At 61.9% G+C, this 20357-nt stretch carries 20 protein-coding genes; 12 read left to right on the forward strand and 8 right to left on the reverse strand.

Annotated elements, in window-relative coordinates:
- The first annotated feature begins 44 nt into the window (after window positions 1–44).
- Complete coding sequence (locus AArcS_RS04545) at window positions 45–989, forward strand: alpha/beta fold hydrolase (protein WP_238479259.1); 945 nt, start codon at window positions 45–47, stop codon at window positions 987–989.
- Here the strand turns inward: AArcS_RS04545 and AArcS_RS04550 are convergent.
- Together AArcS_RS04550 and AArcS_RS04555 are read right to left on the reverse strand one after the other, a co-directional pair.
- Window positions 966–1361: a Zn-ribbon domain-containing OB-fold protein gene (locus AArcS_RS04550; RefSeq protein ID WP_238479261.1), complete on the reverse strand. Its 396-nt coding sequence runs from the start codon at window positions 1359–1361 to the stop codon at window positions 966–968. The genes AArcS_RS04545 and AArcS_RS04550 overlap by 24 nt on opposite strands.
- Window positions 1358–2524: a thiolase domain-containing protein gene (locus AArcS_RS04555; protein WP_238479262.1), complete on the reverse strand. Its 1167-nt coding sequence runs from the start codon at window positions 2522–2524 to the stop codon at window positions 1358–1360. Before AArcS_RS04555 ends, AArcS_RS04550 begins: the two co-directional genes overlap by 4 nt.
- 107 nt (window positions 2525–2631) lie before the next feature.
- On the opposite strand from AArcS_RS04555, the gene AArcS_RS04560 reads away from it, so the two are divergent.
- From AArcS_RS04560 to AArcS_RS04575, 4 genes are all read left to right on the forward strand, one after another.
- A complete protein-coding gene (locus AArcS_RS04560) occupies window positions 2632–3036 on the forward strand; it encodes a DUF7541 family protein (RefSeq protein WP_238479265.1) in 405 nt (134 codons plus the stop codon).
- Between the two features lie 57 nt (window positions 3037–3093).
- The gene (locus AArcS_RS04565; RefSeq protein ID WP_238479266.1) at window positions 3094–3339 is read left to right on the forward strand and encodes a DUF6684 family protein; all 246 of its coding nucleotides are present in this window, start codon (window positions 3094–3096) and stop codon (window positions 3337–3339) included.
- A 122-nt stretch (window positions 3340–3461) separates the two neighbouring features.
- Entirely contained in the window at window positions 3462–5303 is a 1842-nt protein-coding gene (locus tag AArcS_RS04570) for a cytochrome c oxidase subunit I (RefSeq protein WP_375139646.1), read from the forward strand.
- Between the two features lie 218 nt (window positions 5304–5521).
- The gene (locus AArcS_RS04575; RefSeq protein ID WP_238479271.1) at window positions 5522–5809 is read left to right on the forward strand and encodes a DUF7520 family protein; all 288 of its coding nucleotides are present in this window, start codon (window positions 5522–5524) and stop codon (window positions 5807–5809) included.
- A gap of 5 nt (window positions 5810–5814) precedes the next feature.
- Here the strand turns inward: AArcS_RS04575 and acs are convergent, their stop codons facing one another.
- From acs to AArcS_RS04595, 4 genes are all read right to left on the reverse strand, one after another.
- Window positions 5815–7791, reverse strand: a complete 1977-nt coding sequence (acs, locus tag AArcS_RS04580; protein WP_238479273.1) for an acetate--CoA ligase — start codon at window positions 7789–7791, stop codon at window positions 5815–5817.
- 66 nt (window positions 7792–7857) lie between these two features.
- Window positions 7858–9558 (reverse strand): methylmalonyl-CoA mutase family protein, encoded by a 1701-nt coding sequence (locus tag AArcS_RS04585; protein WP_238479274.1) that lies wholly within the window; start codon window positions 9556–9558, stop codon window positions 7858–7860.
- 60 nt (window positions 9559–9618) lie between these two features.
- Window positions 9619–9834: a hypothetical protein gene (locus AArcS_RS04590; RefSeq protein WP_238479275.1), complete on the reverse strand. Its 216-nt coding sequence runs from the start codon at window positions 9832–9834 to the stop codon at window positions 9619–9621.
- Window positions 9835–9865: 31 nt separating this feature from the next.
- The gene (locus AArcS_RS04595; protein WP_238479276.1) at window positions 9866–10408 is read right to left on the reverse strand and encodes a tRNA (cytidine(56)-2'-O)-methyltransferase; all 543 of its coding nucleotides are present in this window, start codon (window positions 10406–10408) and stop codon (window positions 9866–9868) included.
- 387 nt (window positions 10409–10795) lie between these two features.
- On the opposite strand from AArcS_RS04595, the gene AArcS_RS04600 reads away from it, so the two are divergent.
- The 4 genes from AArcS_RS04600 (at window position 10796) to AArcS_RS04615 (ending at window position 14355) form a co-directional block, all read left to right on the forward strand.
- Window positions 10796–11281, forward strand: a complete 486-nt coding sequence (locus tag AArcS_RS04600; RefSeq protein ID WP_238479277.1) for an Lrp/AsnC family transcriptional regulator — start codon at window positions 10796–10798, stop codon at window positions 11279–11281.
- On the forward strand, window positions 11278–12414 hold the full coding sequence (locus tag AArcS_RS04605; protein ID WP_238479278.1) for a pyridoxal phosphate-dependent aminotransferase: 1137 nt from the start codon (window positions 11278–11280) through the stop codon (window positions 12412–12414). The genes AArcS_RS04600 and AArcS_RS04605 overlap by 4 nt, the downstream gene beginning before the upstream one ends.
- A gap of 59 nt (window positions 12415–12473) precedes the next feature.
- The gene (locus AArcS_RS04610) at window positions 12474–13262 is read left to right on the forward strand and encodes an SDR family oxidoreductase (protein WP_238479279.1); all 789 of its coding nucleotides are present in this window, start codon (window positions 12474–12476) and stop codon (window positions 13260–13262) included.
- 163 nt (window positions 13263–13425) lie between these two features.
- Window positions 13426–14355 (forward strand): thiamine-phosphate synthase family protein, encoded by a 930-nt coding sequence (locus AArcS_RS04615; RefSeq protein ID WP_238479280.1) that lies wholly within the window; start codon window positions 13426–13428, stop codon window positions 14353–14355.
- A 17-nt stretch (window positions 14356–14372) separates the two neighbouring features.
- On the opposite strand, the gene AArcS_RS04620 is transcribed toward AArcS_RS04615, so the two are convergent.
- Window positions 14373–14945, reverse strand: coding sequence for a HalX domain-containing protein (locus AArcS_RS04620; RefSeq protein ID WP_238479282.1), 573 nt, complete (start codon window positions 14943–14945; stop codon window positions 14373–14375).
- 108 nt (window positions 14946–15053) lie between these two features.
- Window positions 15054–17228 carry a phosphoribosylformylglycinamidine synthase subunit PurL gene (purL, locus tag AArcS_RS04625; RefSeq protein WP_238479283.1) on the reverse strand — a complete coding sequence of 725 codons (2175 nt, stop codon included), beginning with the start codon at window positions 17226–17228 and terminating at the stop codon, window positions 15054–15056.
- 171 nt (window positions 17229–17399) lie between these two features.
- On the opposite strand from purL, the gene proC reads away from it, so the two are divergent.
- The 3 genes from proC to AArcS_RS04640 are packed head-to-tail and all read left to right on the forward strand — an operon-like array spanning window position 17400 to window position 20341.
- Window positions 17400–18179, forward strand: coding sequence for a pyrroline-5-carboxylate reductase (gene proC / locus AArcS_RS04630; protein ID WP_238479284.1), 780 nt, complete (start codon window positions 17400–17402; stop codon window positions 18177–18179).
- Window positions 18172–19020, forward strand: coding sequence for a glutamate 5-kinase (gene proB / locus AArcS_RS04635; RefSeq protein WP_238479285.1), 849 nt, complete (start codon window positions 18172–18174; stop codon window positions 19018–19020). The genes proC and proB overlap by 8 nt, the downstream gene beginning before the upstream one ends.
- Window positions 19013–20341 (forward strand): glutamate-5-semialdehyde dehydrogenase, encoded by a 1329-nt coding sequence (locus AArcS_RS04640; RefSeq protein WP_238479286.1) that lies wholly within the window; start codon window positions 19013–19015, stop codon window positions 20339–20341. Before proB ends, AArcS_RS04640 begins: the two co-directional genes overlap by 8 nt.
- The last annotated feature ends 16 nt before the right edge of the window (window positions 20342–20357 follow it).

The following is a 20357-nucleotide window of genomic DNA, read 5'->3' on the forward strand; positions in this document are numbered from 1 at the left end:
ATCTCGTCGATCTTTATAAGTTCCCAGCGGTCGAACAGGAGCCTATGAAGCTCCGAACAGTACTCGCTGGAGCGGTCGGCGCGCTCGGAACTGCGGCAGTGGTAAACGCTGTACTCACTCGACGAGCCGACGAGCTACCGCCAGCGATCGAGGGCGAGCAGCAGACGTACCGCTGGCGGGGGATGGATGTCGCCTATACGGAACGAGGGGATCCGGACGACCCCGACCTCCTCTTGCTCCACGGCGTCAGTGCGGCGGGATCGAGCCACGAGTTCGCCGAGGTGGTCGACGAGTTTGCGAAGGATCATCACGTACTCGTCCCCGATCTGCCCGGATTTGGCAGGTCGGACCGGCCCCCGCTGATCTACTCGCCGACGTTGTACGAGGGCTTTGTTGCAGACTTCATCAACGATAACACCGAGAATCCGACAGTCGTCGGCTCGTCGCTAACGGGAGCGTATCTCGCAGCGGCGGCAGGGAAAGAGGATACCGAGGTCGCACGACTGATCCTGATCTCGCCAACGACCGAGACGATGCCGGGCCAGCGCACCTGGCTTCGGTCGCTGTTGCGTGCACCACTCGTCGGGACGGCGATCAACAACCTCGTGACGAGCAAACCGGCGATCCGGTATTTCAGTGCCGATCACGGCTACTACGATCCGAACGAGGTCACCGAGGAACAGGTCGAGTACCAGTGGCAAAGCGCCCACCAGCCCGGCGCACGGTACGCCCCCGCCTCGTTCATCAGCGGGTATCTCGATCCCGAACTCGACCTCGCCGAGCAACTCGGCGAGCTTGACGTCCCGACCACGCTTGTCTGGGGTCGCGAAACCGAGACGACGCCGCTCTCGGAGGGACGGGCGCTCGCTGAACAGTCGGACGCTCGGCTGGTCGTCGTCGATTACGCCCGATTGCTCCCGCACGCCGAACACCCCGAAACGTTCGCTCAACTGCTCCGCGAGGAGCTATCGCTTCCTGAAGGCGAGTAGACGCTCGCCGGTCGTCTTGCTTTTCGCGGTCGTGACGGTAACGCGATCGCCGACGGATATCGACTCGGGATCGACGCCCGGTACCTGCCCGGTCAGTCTGACCGGCCCAAAATCGGCGATCGCGAGGATGTACGGTGCATCATCCGCAAAGGCCGGGGCTGGCACCTCGGTCTCCGTGTACGTGTCGACTGATCCGGTATCGGGTAATGGACTCTTCCGAAGATCGTCATCGCCACACTCCGGACAGAGCCGGCGCGGTGGAAGCGAGCCGTGCCCCTCGGTGCATTCGAGGTAGTAGCCTTCCCCCTCCGCAATCGCATCGATGACGTCGTCGTATTCACGGTCGCGGGCGCTCCCGTTACCGTCGCTCATTGGGCTACCTCCAAGACGTGAACGATCGCACTGGCGACGGTACCACCCGCGTTGTGCGTGACGCCGACAGTTGCATGCGGGACCGCGTCGCTGTTGACGTGATCGCCACGCAGGAGTTTGACCACGTCAGCGATCTGGCCGACGCCGGTTGCACCGACGGGATGTCCTTTCGCCTTCAGTCCGCCCGAGAGGTTTACCGGGATTGTACCGTCGGCCGTGGTCTCACCACGCCGCGCTGCACCGATCCCCTCGCCCGGTTCGTAGAGGCCGAGCGACTCGATGGCGAGTACCTCTGCGATAGTAAAGCAGTCGTGTACCTCGGCGAGGTCGATCCGGTCCGGGTCGATCCCGGCGTCAGCGTAGGCTTCTGCGGCGGCGTCGTCAGCGGCGGGCGACGTTGCAAGGTGCTCCCGATCGTGTAGCGCTATCCGATCACCACCCTGTCCGGTACCGGTGATCGCAATCTCGGCATCGAGGTCGTGTTCCTCGGCGTACGCCTCGCTGACGAGTACCGCCGCGCTCGCTCCGTCGCTGATCGGACAGGAATCGTAGAGACCGAGCGGCGAGGATACCATCGGTGCGTCCAGCACGTCGTCGATCGTGATCTCACGCTGGTACTGCGCGTGCTCGTTTTCGATCGCGTTGGCGTGGTTCTTGACCGCAATGTGGGCCAGATCTTCGCGCGAGCCGCCGAACGTCTCGAAGTAAGCCTGCGCCATCAGCGCGTATGCGCCGGGGAAGGTCATCCCGTGTCGAACCTCCCAGAGGTCGTCGGCCGCGATGGCCAGCGCTTCGGTCGCTCCCGCAGTTCCGAGGTTCGTCATCCGTTCCGCTCCGCCAACCAGCAACACGTCTGCTTCGCCGTTCCGAACGTCCCGGACGGCTTGCCGGACCGCGGCTCCGCTTGATGCACAGGCAGTTTCGTACCGTGTTGCCGGTGCCTGCACGCCAGCGGCTTCCGCCATTATCGGCCCCTGATGGCCCTGCTGCTCGGCGAGTTCACCCATGAAGTTTCCGTAGTAGACTCCCTCGACGTCGTCGTGATCGATCCCAGCGTCGCGGATCGCTCCGTTTGCAGCGTCGCCGAAAAGGTCTCGTCCCGTCCGTTCGGGTGCCCGACCGAATGCAGTGACACCCACTCCCGCCACTCGTGGACCAGTCATACGTTATTTAGATCACGAGCCGCATATATTCCCTTGGGTGGCCGTCATCTTCTCGAGTACCCGTGATATTTCGGTGGTTTCTATACCCTCCGGCCCAACTACCTACTATGAGTGAGGAGACCCTACTCCCCGAGCAACACCGGAAGTCGAGCCCGTGGCCCATGTTGATCGCGCTCGGCGTCGTATTCTCCGAAGTGGGGATTGTCCTCGGTCTGGTCCCGGTTGCTATCGGCGGCCTTCTGCTGCTGCTCGGGAGCGTCGGGGGTATCCTTCGCGAGACGGAGTACGTTGCCAGTCCATGGACGGTGTTTGTCGGTCTCTCGGCGGTACTGGTGGCGATCGGAGTCGGGCTGTTTACGTTCGCGGGCGGGACGATCACCCAGAGTCTTACAATCTCGGCAGACAACAGTGGGATCGCAGTTCGCGGGCTCTCGATCGCGATGGCGGGACTGCTCGGTATCGTACTTACGCCACTCTTGCGGGCCCGGTTGCCCGAACAGCCGACGATCTGACAGAGAAAACACGTCGAAGCAGAATCTATTTCAAAGAGCGAATACTACCACAGGCCAATGTCACGAGAGATTTTCGATCGGGACACGCTCCTCGATCTTACGGTCAATTTCATCCCACTCGGGATTCTGGCACTGTTTATCGCGCTGTACGTAGTGTTTAACCCGTGGGGCTGGGATCCCCTCTTTAGCACGCTCCAGTTCGGTCTCATTACGATCACGTTCGTGTTACTCGCCGTTCTCACCTATCTCTCGGGGAAAGCGATCGAAGGAGACGAACGACGCTTCGGCGGCGGCGAACACTGACTTTCTCTCCGTTATCTTTCACCTTCCGTCCCCGAGACTGAACTGAAATAACGAACCTTTCTTTACCCCGCAATGCAGAGGGTATTCATATGGTAAACGGACAAGTGGTGCTGACGGCGTTCATGGGGATTTTCCTCGTGGCCGTCGTCGCCTGGCTGACCCGTCTTGATAGCTGGCGCACGTACTCGCCAGCCGGAGGCGGCGGCTACGGTGACGACTCCGCGACGGTTCATTCAGAAAAGCCAAGTGGCGTGATCAGGTGGTTGACGACTGTCGATCACAAGGATATCGGACTTCTCTACGGTGCGTATGCTGTCGTCGCATTCGCCTGGGGTGGGTTGTCTGTGATGGTGATGCGACTGGAACTCTCCTATCCCGGAACGACGATCATCAGCGCGGACACGTACAACGCCCTGCTGACTTCCCACGGGATTACGATGCTGTTCCTTTTCGGGACGCCGATCATCGCCGCCTTCGCGAACTATCTCCTGCCGTTGATGATCGGTGCGGATGACATGGCGTTCCCGCGGATCAACGCGATCGCGTTCTGGTTGCTCCCACCGGCGGCGTTTCTCGTCTGGGCTGGCCTGATATTCGGCCCGTTCGTCGACGGGATTGCGGGCGCGCAGACATCGTGGACGATGTACCCTCCGCTTGCTGCCGACTCGACCGTCGCCGGAACACCGGCCGGTGACGCGGGCGCGCTCAACCCCGGCGCCGACCTGATGATGCTCGGATTACATCTCTCGGGAATCTCCGCAACGATGGGTGCGATCAACTTCATCGCGACGATCTTCACCGAGCGCGGTGAGGACGTCGGCTGGCACAACCTCGATATCTTCTCGTGGACGATGCTCACCCAGTCCGGGCTGATCCTCTTTGCGTTCCCGCTGCTCGGTAGCGCACTGCTGATGTTGCTGGCCGACCGGAACCTCGATACGCTGTTTTTCGATCCGGCAGGTGGAGGGCCAATCCTCTGGCAACACCTGTTCTGGTTCTTCGGCCATCCCGAAGTGTACATCCTCGTTTTGCCACCGATGGGGATCATTAGCTACGTCCTCCCCCGCTTTGCGGGCCGGAAACTGTTTGGCTTCAAGTTCGTCGTCTACTCGACGCTCGCAATCGGGGTCCTCTCGTTCGGTGTCTGGGCCCACCACATGTTCGCCTCCGGGATGGACCCACGTCTCGAATCGGCGTTCATGGCGGTGACCCTCTCGATCGCGATACCGAGCGCTGTGAAGGTGTTCAACTGGATTACGACGCTATGGAACGGCTCGATCCGGCTGAACACGCCGATGCTGTTCTGTCTCGGATTCGTCTCGAACTTCATTATCGGCGGTGTCACCGGGGTCTTCCTCGGTGCGGTGCCGGTCAATCAGGTGCTCCACGAGACCTACTACGTCATCGGCCACTTCCATTACATCGTGATGGGCGCGATCGGCTTTGCCGTCTTCGCCGGGCTGTACTACTGGTTCCCGCTGTACACCGGGCGGATGTACCAGCAACGCCTCGGTAAGTGGCACTTCTGGCTCTCGATGATCGGGACGAACCTCACGTTCTTTGCGATGATCTTCCTCGGCTACGGTGGCATGCCGCGTCGATACGCCAACTACACCCTGACGATCGGCCCCGAAGCGCTGTTCACCGACCTCCATCAGCTAACCACGATCGGTGCGATCATCCTCATGATCGGCCAGATCATCTTCGTCTACAACTTCATCATCTCGTGGCTCGAAGGCCCGAAGGTCCGCGACGGCGATCCGTGGAATCTGGACGAGCACGGTATGAAGACCAAAGAGTGGGAGTGGTTCGAGCAGAACAAGATCCTCCCGATGACCGACGGTGGTGAGCCCGTCAACGACGACGGATCTCCGCCAGAGCCTCGCGCTGACGGCGGCGAGGTCAGCAGCGACGAGATGGCGAGCGCGGATGTCGGTGACGCCGGATCCGGCGACGACCAGTAACCAGCCTGTCTCTGTTTTTGACGGCGTCGCTACAATATCCGTGGAGCCGATTGTAAAACGAGATGGGTGCCCTAACCCATCGCAATGACGAAACCGGTCGAAAACATCATCAGGGCGATAGTAGCCAGGATCAGCCCGAGCAGTTCTTTTTGTGTCATACCCCTCAATAAGCGGGGGAAGTGCAAAAGCCTAATCGTTCGCCACTACAATCAGCGAACGTGACGGACAACGAAACGACGTTCGAAGGCGCTGACGCCTCCGCGGATCTCACCGGCCGGCAAGCAGTATTGATACTGTATGTTATTCTCGTCGGGATTGCCGCATTCATGGGTGTCGTGCTTTCGGTCATCCTCGCTGAGGATCTGGATACGGTTGCGCTGTATGGCTTCATCGAGATGCCGCCGACCGCGCTCGGATTGGGGCTCTACGGGGCGGTCACGGTCGGTACACTACTCGGCATTCCGCTGCTGGCAATCCGGTATTACGGTCTCGGAAACGACGACTAGCCGAGCTACTCCGCGCTGACCTGTGCCTGAATTTCCTCGACGATTTCGGGGTTTCTGAGCGTTGACGTATTCCCCAGTTGCTCGCCGTTGGCGATGTCTTCGAGCAGCCGGCGCATGATCTTGCCAGAGCGGGTCTTGGGGAGTTCGGGCGTAAAGATGATCTCCTCGGGGCGGGCGAACGGACCGATAGCCCGCTCGACGTTCTCGATGATACTGTCGTACAGTTCCTCCCCGCCCTCGGTGCCATCCTCGGTGATGACGTAGGCGTAGACGGCTTCGCCTTTGACCTCGTGGGAGCCGCCGACGACTGCCGCCTCTGCGACGCCGGGGACGCCGACGATGGCGCTTTCGATCTCCATAGTGCCGAGGCGATGCCCGGAGACGTTGATCACGTCGTCGACGCGCCCGAGTACGGTGATATACTCGTCCTCGTCGATCGTCGCGCCGTCCTCCGGGAAGTAGACCCATTCGTCGGCCTCGGAATCGGAGTACTCACGCCAGTACTCGTTGATGAACCGGTCGTCGTTATCGTAAAGCGTCCGGAGCATGCCCGGCCAGGGGTTGTTGATCGTCAGGTAGCCCGCGTCACCCGGACTGACTGCCTCGCCGGCCGTATCGACGATCTCGGCGTCGATGCCGGGAAGCGCCGGACCGGCAGAGCCGGGCTTCATCGTTCCGATCCCCGGCAGTGTCGTGATCATCATCCCTCCCGTTTCGGTTTGCCACCAGGTGTCGACCACCGGGCAGGACTCGTCGCCGATGTGTTTGTAGTACCACTTCCACGCACGCGGGTTGATCGGCTCGCCGACAGTCCCGAGCAATCGTAGACTGGAGAGGTCTTTGCTGTCGGGGTACTCTTTCCCCCACTTCATGAACGAACGGATCGCCGTTGGGGCTGTGTAGAAGATGTCGACGGCGTACTTCTCGACGAGCTCCCAGAGCCGGTCTTTCTCGGGGTAGTCGGGCGTCCCCTCGTACATCACGGTCGTCGTTCCGAGCGCGAGCGGCCCGTAGACGATGTAGGAATGGCCGGTGATCCAGCCGATGTCGGCCGCACACCAGTAGCTGTCCTCGGGCTTGATATCGAGGACCGAGTGGGATGTCCACGCCGCATAGGAGAGGTAGCCGCCAGTGGTGTGCTTGACGCCCTTCGGCTTCCCGGTCGTCCCCGAGGTGTACATGAGAAAGAGCATGTCCTCGGCGTCGCGGGAGACAGGGTCGACCCGTTCGCCCGACTGTTCGGCGACCAGTTCGTCGTAGTCGTGATGGCGCTTGCCGAGGAAATGTGTCAGCTCGTCCCCGAGGCGGTCCACGACCACGGTCTCGACGTCGGCCTCGACGCTTCGGAGTCCCTTGTCGGCTTTCTCTTTGTGGTTCAGTACATCCCCCCGGCGGTAGTAACCGTCACACGTGACCAGATACTCTGACTCTGCCGAGTTCATCCGCGTTGCGAGTGCGTCCGCGGAAAAGCCTGCGAAGACGACGGAGTGTGGCGCGCCGATACGCGCGCAGGCAAGCATCGCGATCGGTAGCTCGGGGATCATCGGCATGTACAGCGTAACGACGTCGTCTTCCTCGACGCCCATGTCGCGGAGAGCGGCGGCGAACTCGTTTACCTCGCGGTAGAGATCCTGATAGGTGTAGGTGCGCGTCTCGCCGCCTTCGCCCTCCCACTTGATCGCGGCATGATTCTTCCGACCCGACTCGACGTGCCGGTCGACGCAGTTGTAGGCCGCATTGAGTTCGCCGCCGACGAACCACTCGTAGAACGGTGCCTCGTCGTCAACGAGCACGTCATCGTACTCTTCGTCCCAGTCAAGCAGATCTGCGGCCCGTTCCCAGCAGTCTGGCCACTCCTCTTCGAACTCCTCGTAGATATCGGGATCGGAGACGTTCGCCTGCTCGACGAACGCTTCGGGCGGGTCGAACCGCTCCTTTTCTTCGAGTCGGGCCTCCAGTTCGACGTCTGGCTCATCCGTCATGTTTCATGATGACATGCAGTCCACGCCGGAATAAACATTCCCCCGAGAGCGGTGAAAGAGTCCCGATCAGGTTGGGGCGACCTGCTCGGTGTAGGAGCCGTATTCATCCTCGAAGACGGTCATGATCTCGCCCATCGTGGCATAGACTTTCACCGCATCGAGGATGGCTGGCATCGTGTTCTCGCCGGACTCGATGGCGGATCGTAGATCGTCGAGCGCGCTCGCCACTGCGCCATCGTCGCGCTCATCTCTGACGTCCGCAAGTCTGTTACGCTGGCGCGTTTGAACTCCCTCGTCGACCGAGAGGATCTCCGGTTCGGGCTCCTCGTCGACCTCGTAGGCGTTGACGCCGACGACTGTCTCGGCCTCGCGCTCGACACGTTCCTGATACTCGTAGGCGGCATCCTGAATCTCGCGGTGGAAATACCCCTGGTCGATCCCGTTTAGAACACCTGCGCGCATCGATCCGTCGCCCATCTCCCGTATCTCTTCGAGATACGCCATCGTCTCCGCCTCGACCTCGTCGGTCAGCGCCTCGACCGCAAAGCTTCCGCCGAGCGGGTCGACGATGTCTGCCACGCCGGACTCCTCCGCGATGATCTGCTGGGTTCGCAGGGCAACTCGCACGGCGTCCTCGCTGGGCAGTGCAAGCGCCTCGTCGTAGCTGTTGGTGTGCAGACTCTGGGTCCCGCCCATCACCCCAGCCAGCGCCTGAATCGTCACCCGCACCACGTTGTTCAGCGGTTGCTGGGCGGTCAGTGACTGCCCCGCAGTCTGGGTGTGGAACTTCAGCTGTTTCGCCGCAGCGGTCTCGGCGTCATACCAGTCGTCCAGTAGTCGTGCGTAGATCCGGCGGGACGCCCGGAACTTTGCGACCTCTTCGAAGAAGGCGTTGTGACAGTTGAAGAAGAAGGATAGCTGCGGGCCGAACTCGTCGACGTCCAGCCCCCTGTCGAGGCCGTCCTCAACGTAGGCGAAGCCGTTGGCGAGCGTAAACGCGAGTTCCTGAACCGCGGTCGAGCCTGCCTCGCGGATGTGGTAGCCCGAGATCGAGATCGGCTTGAACTTCGGCGTCTCGTCGACGGCGAACTCGAGGACGTCAGTCACGAGATCCAGCGACGGCTCCGGCGGGATCACCCATTCTTTCTGTGCGATAAACTCCTTGAGCATATCGTTCTGGAGCGTTCCCCGGAGCTTCTCGCGAGGCACGCCACGCTGGTCCGCGAGCGCGACGTACATCGCGTAGATCACCGGAGCGGAGGGGTTGATCGTGAAACTCGTCGAGACGTCTCCGAGGTCGATACCGTCGAACAGGATTTCCATGTCCCGCAGGGTATCGACGGCGACGCCCTCCTTGCCGACTTCGCCGTCGGTGAGGTCATCGTCCGAATCCTTCCCCATCAGCGTCGGCATGTCGAAGGCCGTCGAGAGGCCGGTCTGGCCCTCATCGATCAGGTAGTGAAAGCGCTCGTTGGTCTCCTCGGCGGTGCCAAAGCCAGCGAACTGGCGCATCGTCCACGTCCGCCCCCGGTACATCGTCGGGTAGACGCCCCGTGTAAACGGCTCCTCGCCGGGGAAGCCGAGATCGGCCTCGTAATCGCGGTCCGCGACATCCTCTGGCGTGTACAGCCGGTCGACCTCGTGGTTCGAGACCGTCGCAAAGCGCTTCTGGCGCTCACCGTACCGGTCCAGTACCGGATCAAGCCGTTCTTGCTCCCACTGCTCGCGGGACTCGCGGATCGACGCCAGATCCTCCTCGTCGTACATAGCTAGCTATTATCAGTGAAAATGATTAATGATTCGGGTGCCCGCGGCGGTGGCGGGTTCCTACCGAAAATATGCAATAGCGACTAGCAGCATACCGATCCCCGTGACCACCAGTGCTGCGAATCTGGTAACGTGGTATCGCATCTCGGAGTCGATGGCGTCGGTCGGCCCGATCGGATACCGTTCCTGCGCTTTTACCATCCCTTCTGGCGAGTAAAATCCGGAGATCCCCATCACCATCAGTACGAGTCCGACGATGGCGAGTGCGAGTGACATATCGACTCTGTCTCGCCCGCCTGCAAAAGTGCTACTCTTCCTCGGCCGGGACGACCTTCTTGCCGGTCGGCATCGGTACGACGTGCTGGTCGGCGTCGTCCCATTCACGGTCGAGTTCGCGTCCCTCGAATAGCCGGTCGAGGAAGACGGCCAGCCCTGCAACCTCCGAGTGTGGCTGGTTCGTCACACCGACGTTCCAGTCGGCCGCTTCGTAGACATCGAACGAAACCTTCTCCGCGCCGACGACGATGAGCACCGGCTCGCCCGACGCGTGGCACTCCCTGATCGTCCCTTCAACATCCTGAACGCGCTCGCCGTACATCGTCAGATGGACGACGACACCATCCCAGTTCCGGAGTACGCCCTTTGGGCTCTCAGTCACCTGGACTTCGAAGGGACCACCGAAACGCTCGGTAATGTCCTCGATGGTCTCGGCTGGTCCGGACGCACCGTCGAGGATCACGCGGTCGGCACCCAGCGCACGGGCAGTCAGGCCGACGTGTGTCGTCATCCGGTTATCCCGGCCGGGGCGATGGCCGAGTCTAAGGACGGCGACCTCGGATTCGTTTTGCATATTACAGTAATGGCATGAGTGCTGTTAGGGCGTTTCGCTTCCACTCGACAGTGAGTTCTCTGGCATCGAACACGTCTTCTGTCGGTTACTGTCCGGCGTTGTTCGGAGTAATATTGTGTTAGAAACTATACACGAATTTTAACTAACCCGGTGATAACCAACGAATAATCGGTATGGGGTCGAAGAGTGATGCCATCGAACGATGTGCGTACTGTCGAAACTACGTGCCCGTAACGCCTGTCAAGATCGGGTCGTCCGACGAATCGGTAATACGCGCCAGAGTAGCGGTCTGTGAACAGTGTCAAACCAGCGGGCTGTAGCTCTCATCAGGTGACAGCTACGGCTCGCGGAGAAACCCTTTTGTGCCAGCCACGGCGTCGTTACGGTATGAGTAAGCGCGAACTGCTGGAGCTCCTTCTGGAGAATGCACGGTACTCCACCGAGGACCTGGCGAGGATGACCGGCCTCGACGAGGATACGGTCGTCACGACGATCGAATCGCTCGAAGCCGAAGGCATCATCAAAGGCTATCAGGCAGTAGTCGACTGGAACGAAGTCGACGAGGAGCGAGTTCGCGCGTCCGTGGAGCTGAACGTCAAACTCGACAGAGAGACCAGCTACAGTGACATTTCCGAGCGACTGGCGCGCTTTCCCGAAGTGAAGACGCTGCGGCTGGTCAGCGGCGACTACGATTTCGAGATGGTCGTCGAGGGCGAGTCGATGCAGCAGGTCTCGAAGTTCATCAGCGACAAAGTCGCCCCGGTTCCGGAGATCACCCAGACTGTAACCCACTACGTGATGGATACCTACAAGGACCGCGGGATCCGTATGAGCGAAGACGACGACGACGATCGACTGTCGATCTCTCCATGAAGATCAGCGAACGCGTCCAACAGGTCTCACCGTCGGGCATTCGGCGATTCTTCGAACTCGCCGAGGAGATGGACGATGTCATCTCGCTGGGCGTCGGGGAGCCGGATTTCTCTGCACCGTGGGCAGCCCGCGAGGCTGCCATCGCATCGCTCGAACGTGGGAAGACATCCTACACGGCGAATCGAGGAAAACGAGAGCTCCGCGAGGCGATTAGCGAGCACGTCGACGACCGCTACGATCTGTCGTACGATCCCGACGAGGAGATCATCGTCACTACGGGCGTCAGCGAGGGCGTCGACGTTGCACTCCGCGCGCTCGTCGATCCGGGCGATACCGTGGCCGTCCCCGATCCGTCCTACGTCTCCTATGCGCCGGGGATCACATTCGCTGGTGGCGAAGCGCTTCCCATCAAGACCAGCACCCACGAGTTCAAACTCACTGTTGAGGAGCTTCAGCGGGCCGGTGCACAGCACGCCGACGCGATCCTCTTCTGTTACCCCAACAACCCGACCGGGGCGATCATGACCAAGTCTGATCTGGAGCCGATCGCCGAGTTTGCCCGGGAGCACGATCTGACCGTACTGAGCGACGAGATCTACGCGGAGCTCACCTACGGCCGTGAACACACCTCGATCGCGACACTCCCGGGAATGCGCGAGCGTACCGTCGTGTTCAACGGCTTCTCGAAGGCCTACGCAATGACTGGCCTTCGACTTGGCTACGCGATGGGGCCGCCGGAAGCGATCGGTGGCATGAACCGTATTCACCAGTACGGAATGTTGTCCGCCCCGACAACCGCCCAGCACGCCGCGCTGGAAGCACTGGAGAGCTGTGACGACGAGGTCGAAGAGATGGTCGCACAGTACAATCGACGCCGGAACTTCGTCCTCTCCCGATTCGAGGAGATGGGGATCGACTGCTTCGAGGCCGAAGGTGCCTTTTATGTATTTCCAGAAGTCCCCGGCGGCGATGCGGAGGCGTTTGCCGAGGGACTTCTCGAAGAACAGCAGGTCGCCGCAGTTCCGGGGAACGTCTTCGGTGAGGACGGCAAGGGACACCTCCGCGTCTCCTATGCAACGGGTCTCGACGACCTCAAAGAGGCAATGGAGCGGATCGAATCGTATATCGACTGAGATCGAGACGACGATATCGACGCGAAGCTTTTAACGCTCCGCTCGTGCCCAGTCCCAGTATGGACCTTGAGATCGACGGTAACGCCGCACTGGTAACGGCATCGAGCAGCGGCCTCGGAAAGGCGTCGGCAGCGGCGCTGGCCGAGAATGGTGCGAACGTCGTCGTCAACGGACGCGACGAGGACCGACTCGAAGCGGCGGCCGACGAGATCCGCGACACAGCGACGGGGGACGTGGTCGCCGTGCAGGCCGATCTCACCGAGAAAGACGATATCAAGCGACTGGTCGAGCGAACCGTCGAGGAGTTCGGCGGTCTCGACCACCTCGTGACCAGTGCCGGTGGACCGCCGAGCGGTCCGTTCCTTGAGACGACCGACGAAGACTGGTACGAGGCCTTCGACCTGCTGGTGATGGGCGTCGTTCGACTCGTCCGCGAGAGCGAGCCGTACCTCCGTGAGGGCGAGGGGACAATTGTGAACATCACCTCCCGGAGCGTCAAGGAGGCCATCGACCAGCTCGTGCTCTCGAACTCCGTTCGGATGAGCGTCATCGGGCTGGAGAAGACGCTCTCCAAGGAGCTTGCACCGGACGTGCGTGCCAACGCTGTCCTTCCCGGTGCACACGAAACCGCCCGCGTCGAGGAGCTGATCGAGCAGTCCATGGACCGAGGCGAGTACGATAGCTACGAGGAGGGGCTGGCCGACTGGAGCGACGGCAACCCGATGGAGCGTATCGGCGATCCGCAGGAGCTCGGTGATACAGTCGCGTTTCTCAGCTCTCCTCGATCGAGTTATATCAACGGCGTCGCAGTACCGGTCGATGGCGGCTCCGGTGCGTCGAACCTCTAGGCGAGCAGGCGACGTGCTGGCCAGCCCGTGTGGCGACACGTCACACAACCCCTGCGCCACACGGCAAACGTCAGTGCATGGCGGTGCTGGCCTCCCGATCAGATATAAACCGCTGGGTCCAACTGTCGGGGGACTTATGTAGACTCCACCGGTATCCGCCGGTATGTCGCTGGTCCTCCCAAGCGAGATCGTCATCGAGCGGTTCATGCCGACGGCCCGCGTCATGCTCGCGGGCGAACTCGACGAGCGGGGATTCACACAGCAGGAGATCGCCGACCGGCTCGGGGTTACGCAGGCGGCGATCAGCAACCTGATCAACGATAACGTCGACGTCGAACCGCGATTCAGCGAGGACGAGCGGATGCAGGCCACAACCGAACGGATCGCCGATGGCTTCGAGTCCGGTGAGATGGACGAAGTCGACGCACTTGCGGAACTGCTGGCGCTGATCAGAGAGTTCGAGGATCGGGGGCCGATCTGTGCCGTCCACGAGGAGTTGATGCCTGAGTTAGAAGGGCTGGGCTGTGATCTCTGCGTCCGCGGACCGGAGTCACAGATGCTCGCCGAACGGGACGTGCTGCAGTCGGTCCGTCGGGCCGCCCGGCTGCTGACTGGTACCGATGCGGCCGTCGAGCACATCCCGAACGTCGGCACGAACATCGGGATGGCACTCCCCGACGCCGATGGACCAACCGACGTGGCAGCGATTCCGGGTCGGATATATCGTATCCGCGGGACGGCCGAGCGCGCGGCAAATCCCGAGTTTGGTGCGTCCGAGCATGTCGCCCGGACGATTCTCCTCGTGAACTCGGAAGACGACGATATCGGGGCGGCGCTCAACCTCGCAACCAGCGACGCGTTACTGGACGCCGCTCGCGATCGGGGGATCGATCCGCTGGCGTTCGATGCGGGGTACGAGGGGCGGGACGATCGCCTTCGAGAGCGTCTTGCAGACAGGGAAACAGTCCCAGAAGTGATCTATCACCGTGGCGAGTTCGGCATCGAACCAGTAACGTATGTTTTCGGCGAGACGGCGGTCGATGCCGCTGAGCTCGCGGTCGACCTCGTCGAAGACGTGGCCGGTGGGAAGTAGTCGGTCAGTTGTCCAACTCACCGGGCGATATCCTGAGACGCCTGGGTGTAGGCGTCGCGGTCGGACAGTTCCGCCATCGTGTCGTCGATATCGGCCCGGAGTACGGCAAGCCGATCCTTTAGCCGACGGTACTCCTCGCTGGCCCGGAGTTCGTACTCGGGCTTTTGTTTGTCGAGGATCGCCTTCTTCGAGGCGAGTGCGTAGAACTCCTGTAACATCCCGTCGTACTCGCTGCGTAACAGCAGTTGATCGACCAGTGACCGAAGTTTCTCCCTCGATACGGGTTTGACGAGATAATCATCAAACCCCATCTCGATAATATCGAAGTCAGGCTCGACTGCAGTCACCATTGCCACACGACAGCCCAACTTCCGGTCCCGAATCGTATTCAGCACTTTGTCTCCGGACAGTCCGGGCATTCGCCGATCCAGCAGGACGACGTCGACGCTCTCGTCGATGGCGTCGAGCGCCTGACTACCGTTGTAGGCGGTCCGTACGCGACAATCCTCTTCGAGCCACGCCGTATACAGATCCGCGAGGTCAGGCTCGTCTTCCGCGATGAGAACCGTTGGATCATCCCCGTGATCCATTATTTACAACCCCCGTATAGATCATTGATTTAACTATCTCCGGGGAGAGACTTGAATATAACGGTGGAGACGATACACATACTCAGCAAATCGAAAGAGATGACCTCCTCAATCGAGCTCGCGCTCGATCACGTCACGGCGTTCGGCAACGGTCATGGCATCTACACGAATCGTTTCCTCGCCGGTGTCGATCCGCAGCGTTCCGTCATCAGTTCCGGTTCCGACGCGTTCGACCGGAGCAACCCCATTGAAGACAGCCTCGACGGCGTCCAGATCGGTCGTCGCAACGAGCGCACGCCCCGGCTGTTCGTGGAACAGTTCGGCCGCGGGTGCGTCGCCGGGCAGGGAGACGTCGAGCCCGACATCCTCGTCGATCATTTCGGCGAGCGAGACGGCGAGGCCGCCGTGGCTCACGTCGTGGACCGCAACAGTCGAGTCGAACTGGGCGATCTGCGAGAGGGCTTCGACGACGTCAGCAGGGTTCTCGGGAAGCTCGGGGAACGAATCGGTCCCGCCGAAGCGAGCGAGATACTCCGAGCCACCAAGTCGGGGCGTCCCTTCGTCGAGTCCGCGATCCCCGACGAGCACGAGATCAGTGTCGGCAGTAGCCGCGAGTCCCGGTGCATCGTAGCCTGCCTTCGTTCCAGCCATCGCGAGCGTCGGTGTCGGCGGAATCGGTCCGGTGGGTGAATCGTTGTACAGCGAGACGTTCCCGCCGACCACGGGCACCGACAGTTCGGCGCACATGTCCGCGAGTCCGTCGACGATTCCCTTGAACCCGCCGTAGACGTCGGGCTTCTCGGGATTCCCACCGTTCAGACAGTCGACAGCGGCGAGCGGCGTCGCCCCTTTCGCAGCGATATTGGTTGCGTTCTCCAGTGCAACGGCGCGTGCCCCATCGTACGGCGCGGTCTCGGTCCAGTTCGGCGCGGCACCCGACGAGAGGGCCAGTCCGGTCCCAGCACCGTCCTCTCCCTCGGTCTCACGAATCGCCAGCACCGCCGCGTCATCGCCCGGCGGGACGCTCGTGCGGACGCCGACCTCGTGGTCGTACTGCCGGTAGACCCAGCGCTTGCTGGCGGTCGATGGGGCACCGATAATGGTCTCGAACGCTTCGTCGAGTGGGACATCGGGCAGGTCGGTCTCTGGCTGCTCGGGCTCGACGTGATCGAGATCGTTCATCGGCGCACCCTCACCGAGGAACTCCGCGGGTGCATCGACCGCGACCTCGCCGTCGAATCGGCAGACGTACCAACCCGTATCCGTCACCTCGCCGATGACCGAACACCCCAGATCGAATCTGTCGGCAATCTCGGCGACGCGGTCGACGTTTCCGGGCGTGACCTCGTAGCACATCCGTTCCTGTGATTCGGCGAGCAGGATCTCCAGGGCGTTCATGTTTGGCTCGCGCTGGTGGACTGCTTCGAGGTCGATATCCGCGCCAAGCCCGCCCTTGGCGACGAGTTCGCTCGACGCTCCGCCGAGGCCCGCCGCGCCGAGGTCCCGTGCGGACTCGATCAGCTCCTCCTCGATCAATTGTTCGTTGGCCTCGATCAACAGCTTCTCGCTGTAGGGGTCGCCGACCTGCACTGCCGGCCGGTCCTCGGTTTCTGCATCCTCGCTCAGGTCCTCGCTGGCGAAGGAGGCTCCGCCGAGTCCATCCCGGCCCGTCGCATTCCCCACGAGCACGAGTTTGTTACCCGGCTTCTGGGCGATCGCTGTGATCATTCGGTCCTCGTTCGTCAGGCCGACACAGGCCACGTTGACGAGGGGATTGCCCTCGTAGCGCTCGTGGAAGTCGACGCTCCCACCGACCGTCGGGACGCCGATACAGTTACCGTAGTGGCTGATCCCCTCGACGACGCCCTCCAACAGGTACCTGGAGTGCTCGCGCTCGAAGTCGCCGAAGTACAGCGAGTCCAGCAGTGCGATCGGGTATGCACCCATCGAGAGTGTATCACGAACGATCCCGCCGACGCCGGTCGCCGCGCCGTCGAACGGATCGACGTAGGAGGGATGGTTGTGGCTCTCGATTCCCATCGTGATGTAGGTCTCGCTGTTTCCCTCGCCCGACGGCTCGGGGAGTGCAATGACGGCAGCGTCGTCCCCGGGACCGATGATGACTTGCTCACCTTCACTTTCGAACGCACCCAGTAGCGGTCGTGACGAACGATACGCGCAGTGTTCGCTCCAGAGGTTCTCGAACAGCGCCGCCTCGGCCGGGGTCGGCTCCCGTCCCAGCTCGTCGACGACGACCTCCCTGTCCGAATCGGAGAGACTCATTCATCCCCGTGTTGACTCAGAGCGGATAAATGGCTTTCCATGTACACGAACGTGAAGGGTCTGTGGTAACCGATCAGGATGGATGGACGCCGGTGAAGCGTCACGCACGCAGTCCACGCATCGGCTCGAATCAAAGTTGGTAAATCCACCAGGACGATACGGGGAGGTAGCATGACTGACGTGAGTATTATCGGCTGTGGAAACATGGGGAGCGCCCTCATTGAGGGGCTCGCCGACTCCGACGCCCACCGCGTGACGGCCATCGACGTCGACCCCGACGCGCTGGCGGCGGTCGAGGCGTACAGTGACTGGACGACCGACGATATCGACGTGGCGGCCGAGTCGGACGTCGTAATCATCGCGGTCAAGCCAGACGTCGTGGGAGCGATTCTCGACGAACTCGAACTCTCTCCGGATCACACGCTCGTCACCTTCGCCGCGGGCGTCTCGACGGATTTCGTCGCGGGACGAACCCCCGCGACCGTCGTTCGTGTGATGCCTAACCTCGCCGCGGCGACCCGGAATATGGCTGCCGCGGTCACCGGGGATACCGTCACCGACGAGGTCCGCGAGATACTCGGAACGGTCGGCGAGTTCGCCGAAATCGACGAGGCACAGATGGACATCGCCACTGCGGTCAACGGCAGCGGCCCCGCCTTCGTCTACTATCTCATTCAGGGGATGAAACAGGCCGGTATCGAGGGCGGACTCGACCCGGAACAGGCCGAGACGCTCGCGGCACAGACGTTCAAAGGTGCGGCCGAAACCGCACTCCGGTCCGAGGACTCGCTCGACGAGATGATCGACGCCGTCTGCTCACCGAACGGAACGACCATCGAGGGAATGGAGGTGCTCTGGGACAGCGACGTTCACAGAGAACTCGGCGGGGCCGTCGCCGCGGCAGAAGAACGGTCCGCCGAACTCTCCGAGGAGGCGACCGAGAATGCATAACAGCGTCGACGGCGACTCGGTCGATAGCGAGGCGATCGAACGGACGAGAGAACTCGCAGCCGAGGCTGGTCGGGTCGTCGTCAAGGCGGGGACGAACTCGCTGACCGACGAGGAGTCGAACCTCGACGATGCGAAACTGGATAAGCTCGTCGACGACATCGCGGGGCTTCGCGAGCGGGGCAAGGACGTCTTGCTGGTCTCCTCGGGCGCGGTCGGGGCCGGGATCGGCAGGATCGACTACACCGGTGACACCGTCGAGGAGTCACAGGCACTGTCGACGATCGGCCAGAGCCACCTGATGCGTCGCTATACGGAGAGCTTCGAGCGGTACGGGCTGAAGACCGCCCAGCTGCTCCTGACACAGAAAGATCTTGACAACCCCGAGCGGTACACCAACTTCCGGAACACTGTCGAGACGCTGCTGGAGTGGGGCGTCGTCCCCATCGTCAACGAGAACGATGCGGTCGCCACCGAAGAGATCCGGATCGGCGACAACGACATGCTCTCTGCGTCGATCGCCATTGCGGTCGATGCCGAGTTGCTGGTCACGCTCACGGACGTTCCCGGCGTCTACACCGGCAACCCCAAGCACGACGACGACGCCGAGCGCATCGAGGCGGTCGGCGAGAACTACGACTACGTCCATCAGCTCGTCGAGGAGAGCTCGACCGACGGCTTCGGCGGGATCATGACGAAAGTCGAGGGTGCACGGCGGGTCAGCGAGCACGGCATCCCCGCCGTGATCGCCGAATCAACCGAGCCGGACGTGCTCGAAGGGATCGCTGCAACCAAGAGCGTTGGCACGATATTTACGCCCATCAACGGTGTCGACGATGAGTAACACGGAAGCCACGGAAAAAGTACACGAGGCACAGTCCGCCGCGCTCGAACTGGCGAACGTCTCCGAGGAGCAGCGAAACGACGCGCTGCGCTCGATCGCGGACGCTATCGAGGCAAATAGCGAGGCGATCCTCGAAGCGAACGAGAACGACGTCCGAGCGGGCGAGGAGATGCTCGAAGCGGGCGAGTACACGCAGGCACTGGTCGATCGACTGAAACTCTCCGAGTCGAAACTCGAAAGTATCGCCGAGATGGTCCGCAGCGTTGCAGAGCAGGAAGATCCCCTCGGAAAGACGCTCTCGGCGCGCGAGCTCGATGAAGATCTCGAACTCTACCGGGTCGCAGTGCCGATCGGCGTCATCGGAACGGTCTTTGAGTCCCGCCCCGACGCGCTGGTTCAGATCGCCGCACTGAGCCTCAAATCCGGCAACGCCGTCATCCTGAAAGGCGGGAGCGAGGCGAGTCATTCGAACCGCATCCTCTACGAGACGATCGTCGAGGCAACTGAGGAGATCCCTACCGGATGGGCCCAGCAGATCGAGGCCCACGAGGAGGTCGACACAATGCTGGCGATGGACGACGAGATCGACCTGCTGATGCCACGCGGGAGCTCGGAGTTCGTGAGCTACATTCAGGACAACACACAGATCCCTGTTCTGGGTCACACCGAGGGGATCTGCCACGTCTTCGTCGATTCCGAGGCCGATCTGGAGATGGCGGAGGAGATCGCCTTCGACGCCAAGGTGCAGTACCCCGCGGTCTGTAACGCCGTCGAGACGCTGCTGGTCCACGAAGCAGTCGCCGCAGAGTTCCTGCCGGGAATGGTCGCCAAGTACGAGAACGCCGACGTCGAACTCCGCGGCGACGAGCGCGTCCGCGAGGTCGTCGACGTCGACGCCACGACAGCCGAGGACTGGGACACGGAGTACGGTGACCTCGAACTCTCGATCAAGGTCGTCGACTCCCTTGCCGACGCCATCGAGCACATCACGGCCCACGGCTCGAAACACACCGAGTCGATCGTCACCGAGGACGCCGACCGCGCGGGCCGGTTCATGCGGAGCCTCGACGCGGCGAGCGTCTTCCACAACGCCTCGACGCGCTTTGCCGATGGCTTCCGGTACGGCCTCGGCGCGGAGGTCGGAATCAGCACTGGCAAGATCCACGCGCGCGGTCCCGTCGGTCTGGAGGGGCTGACGACCTACAAGTACCATCTCGAAGGTGACGGCCACCTCGTCGCGACGTACGCCGGGGAGGACGCCGTTCCGTTCACCCACGAGGAGTTCGACGGCGAGTGGTCACCTGGCCGGCGCTCGCGGTAGGTCACAGACGCCAGAA

The organism is Natranaeroarchaeum sulfidigenes, from assembly GCF_017094485.1.
GTDB lineage: Archaea > Halobacteriota > Halobacteria > Halobacteriales > Natronoarchaeaceae > Natranaeroarchaeum > Natranaeroarchaeum sulfidigenes.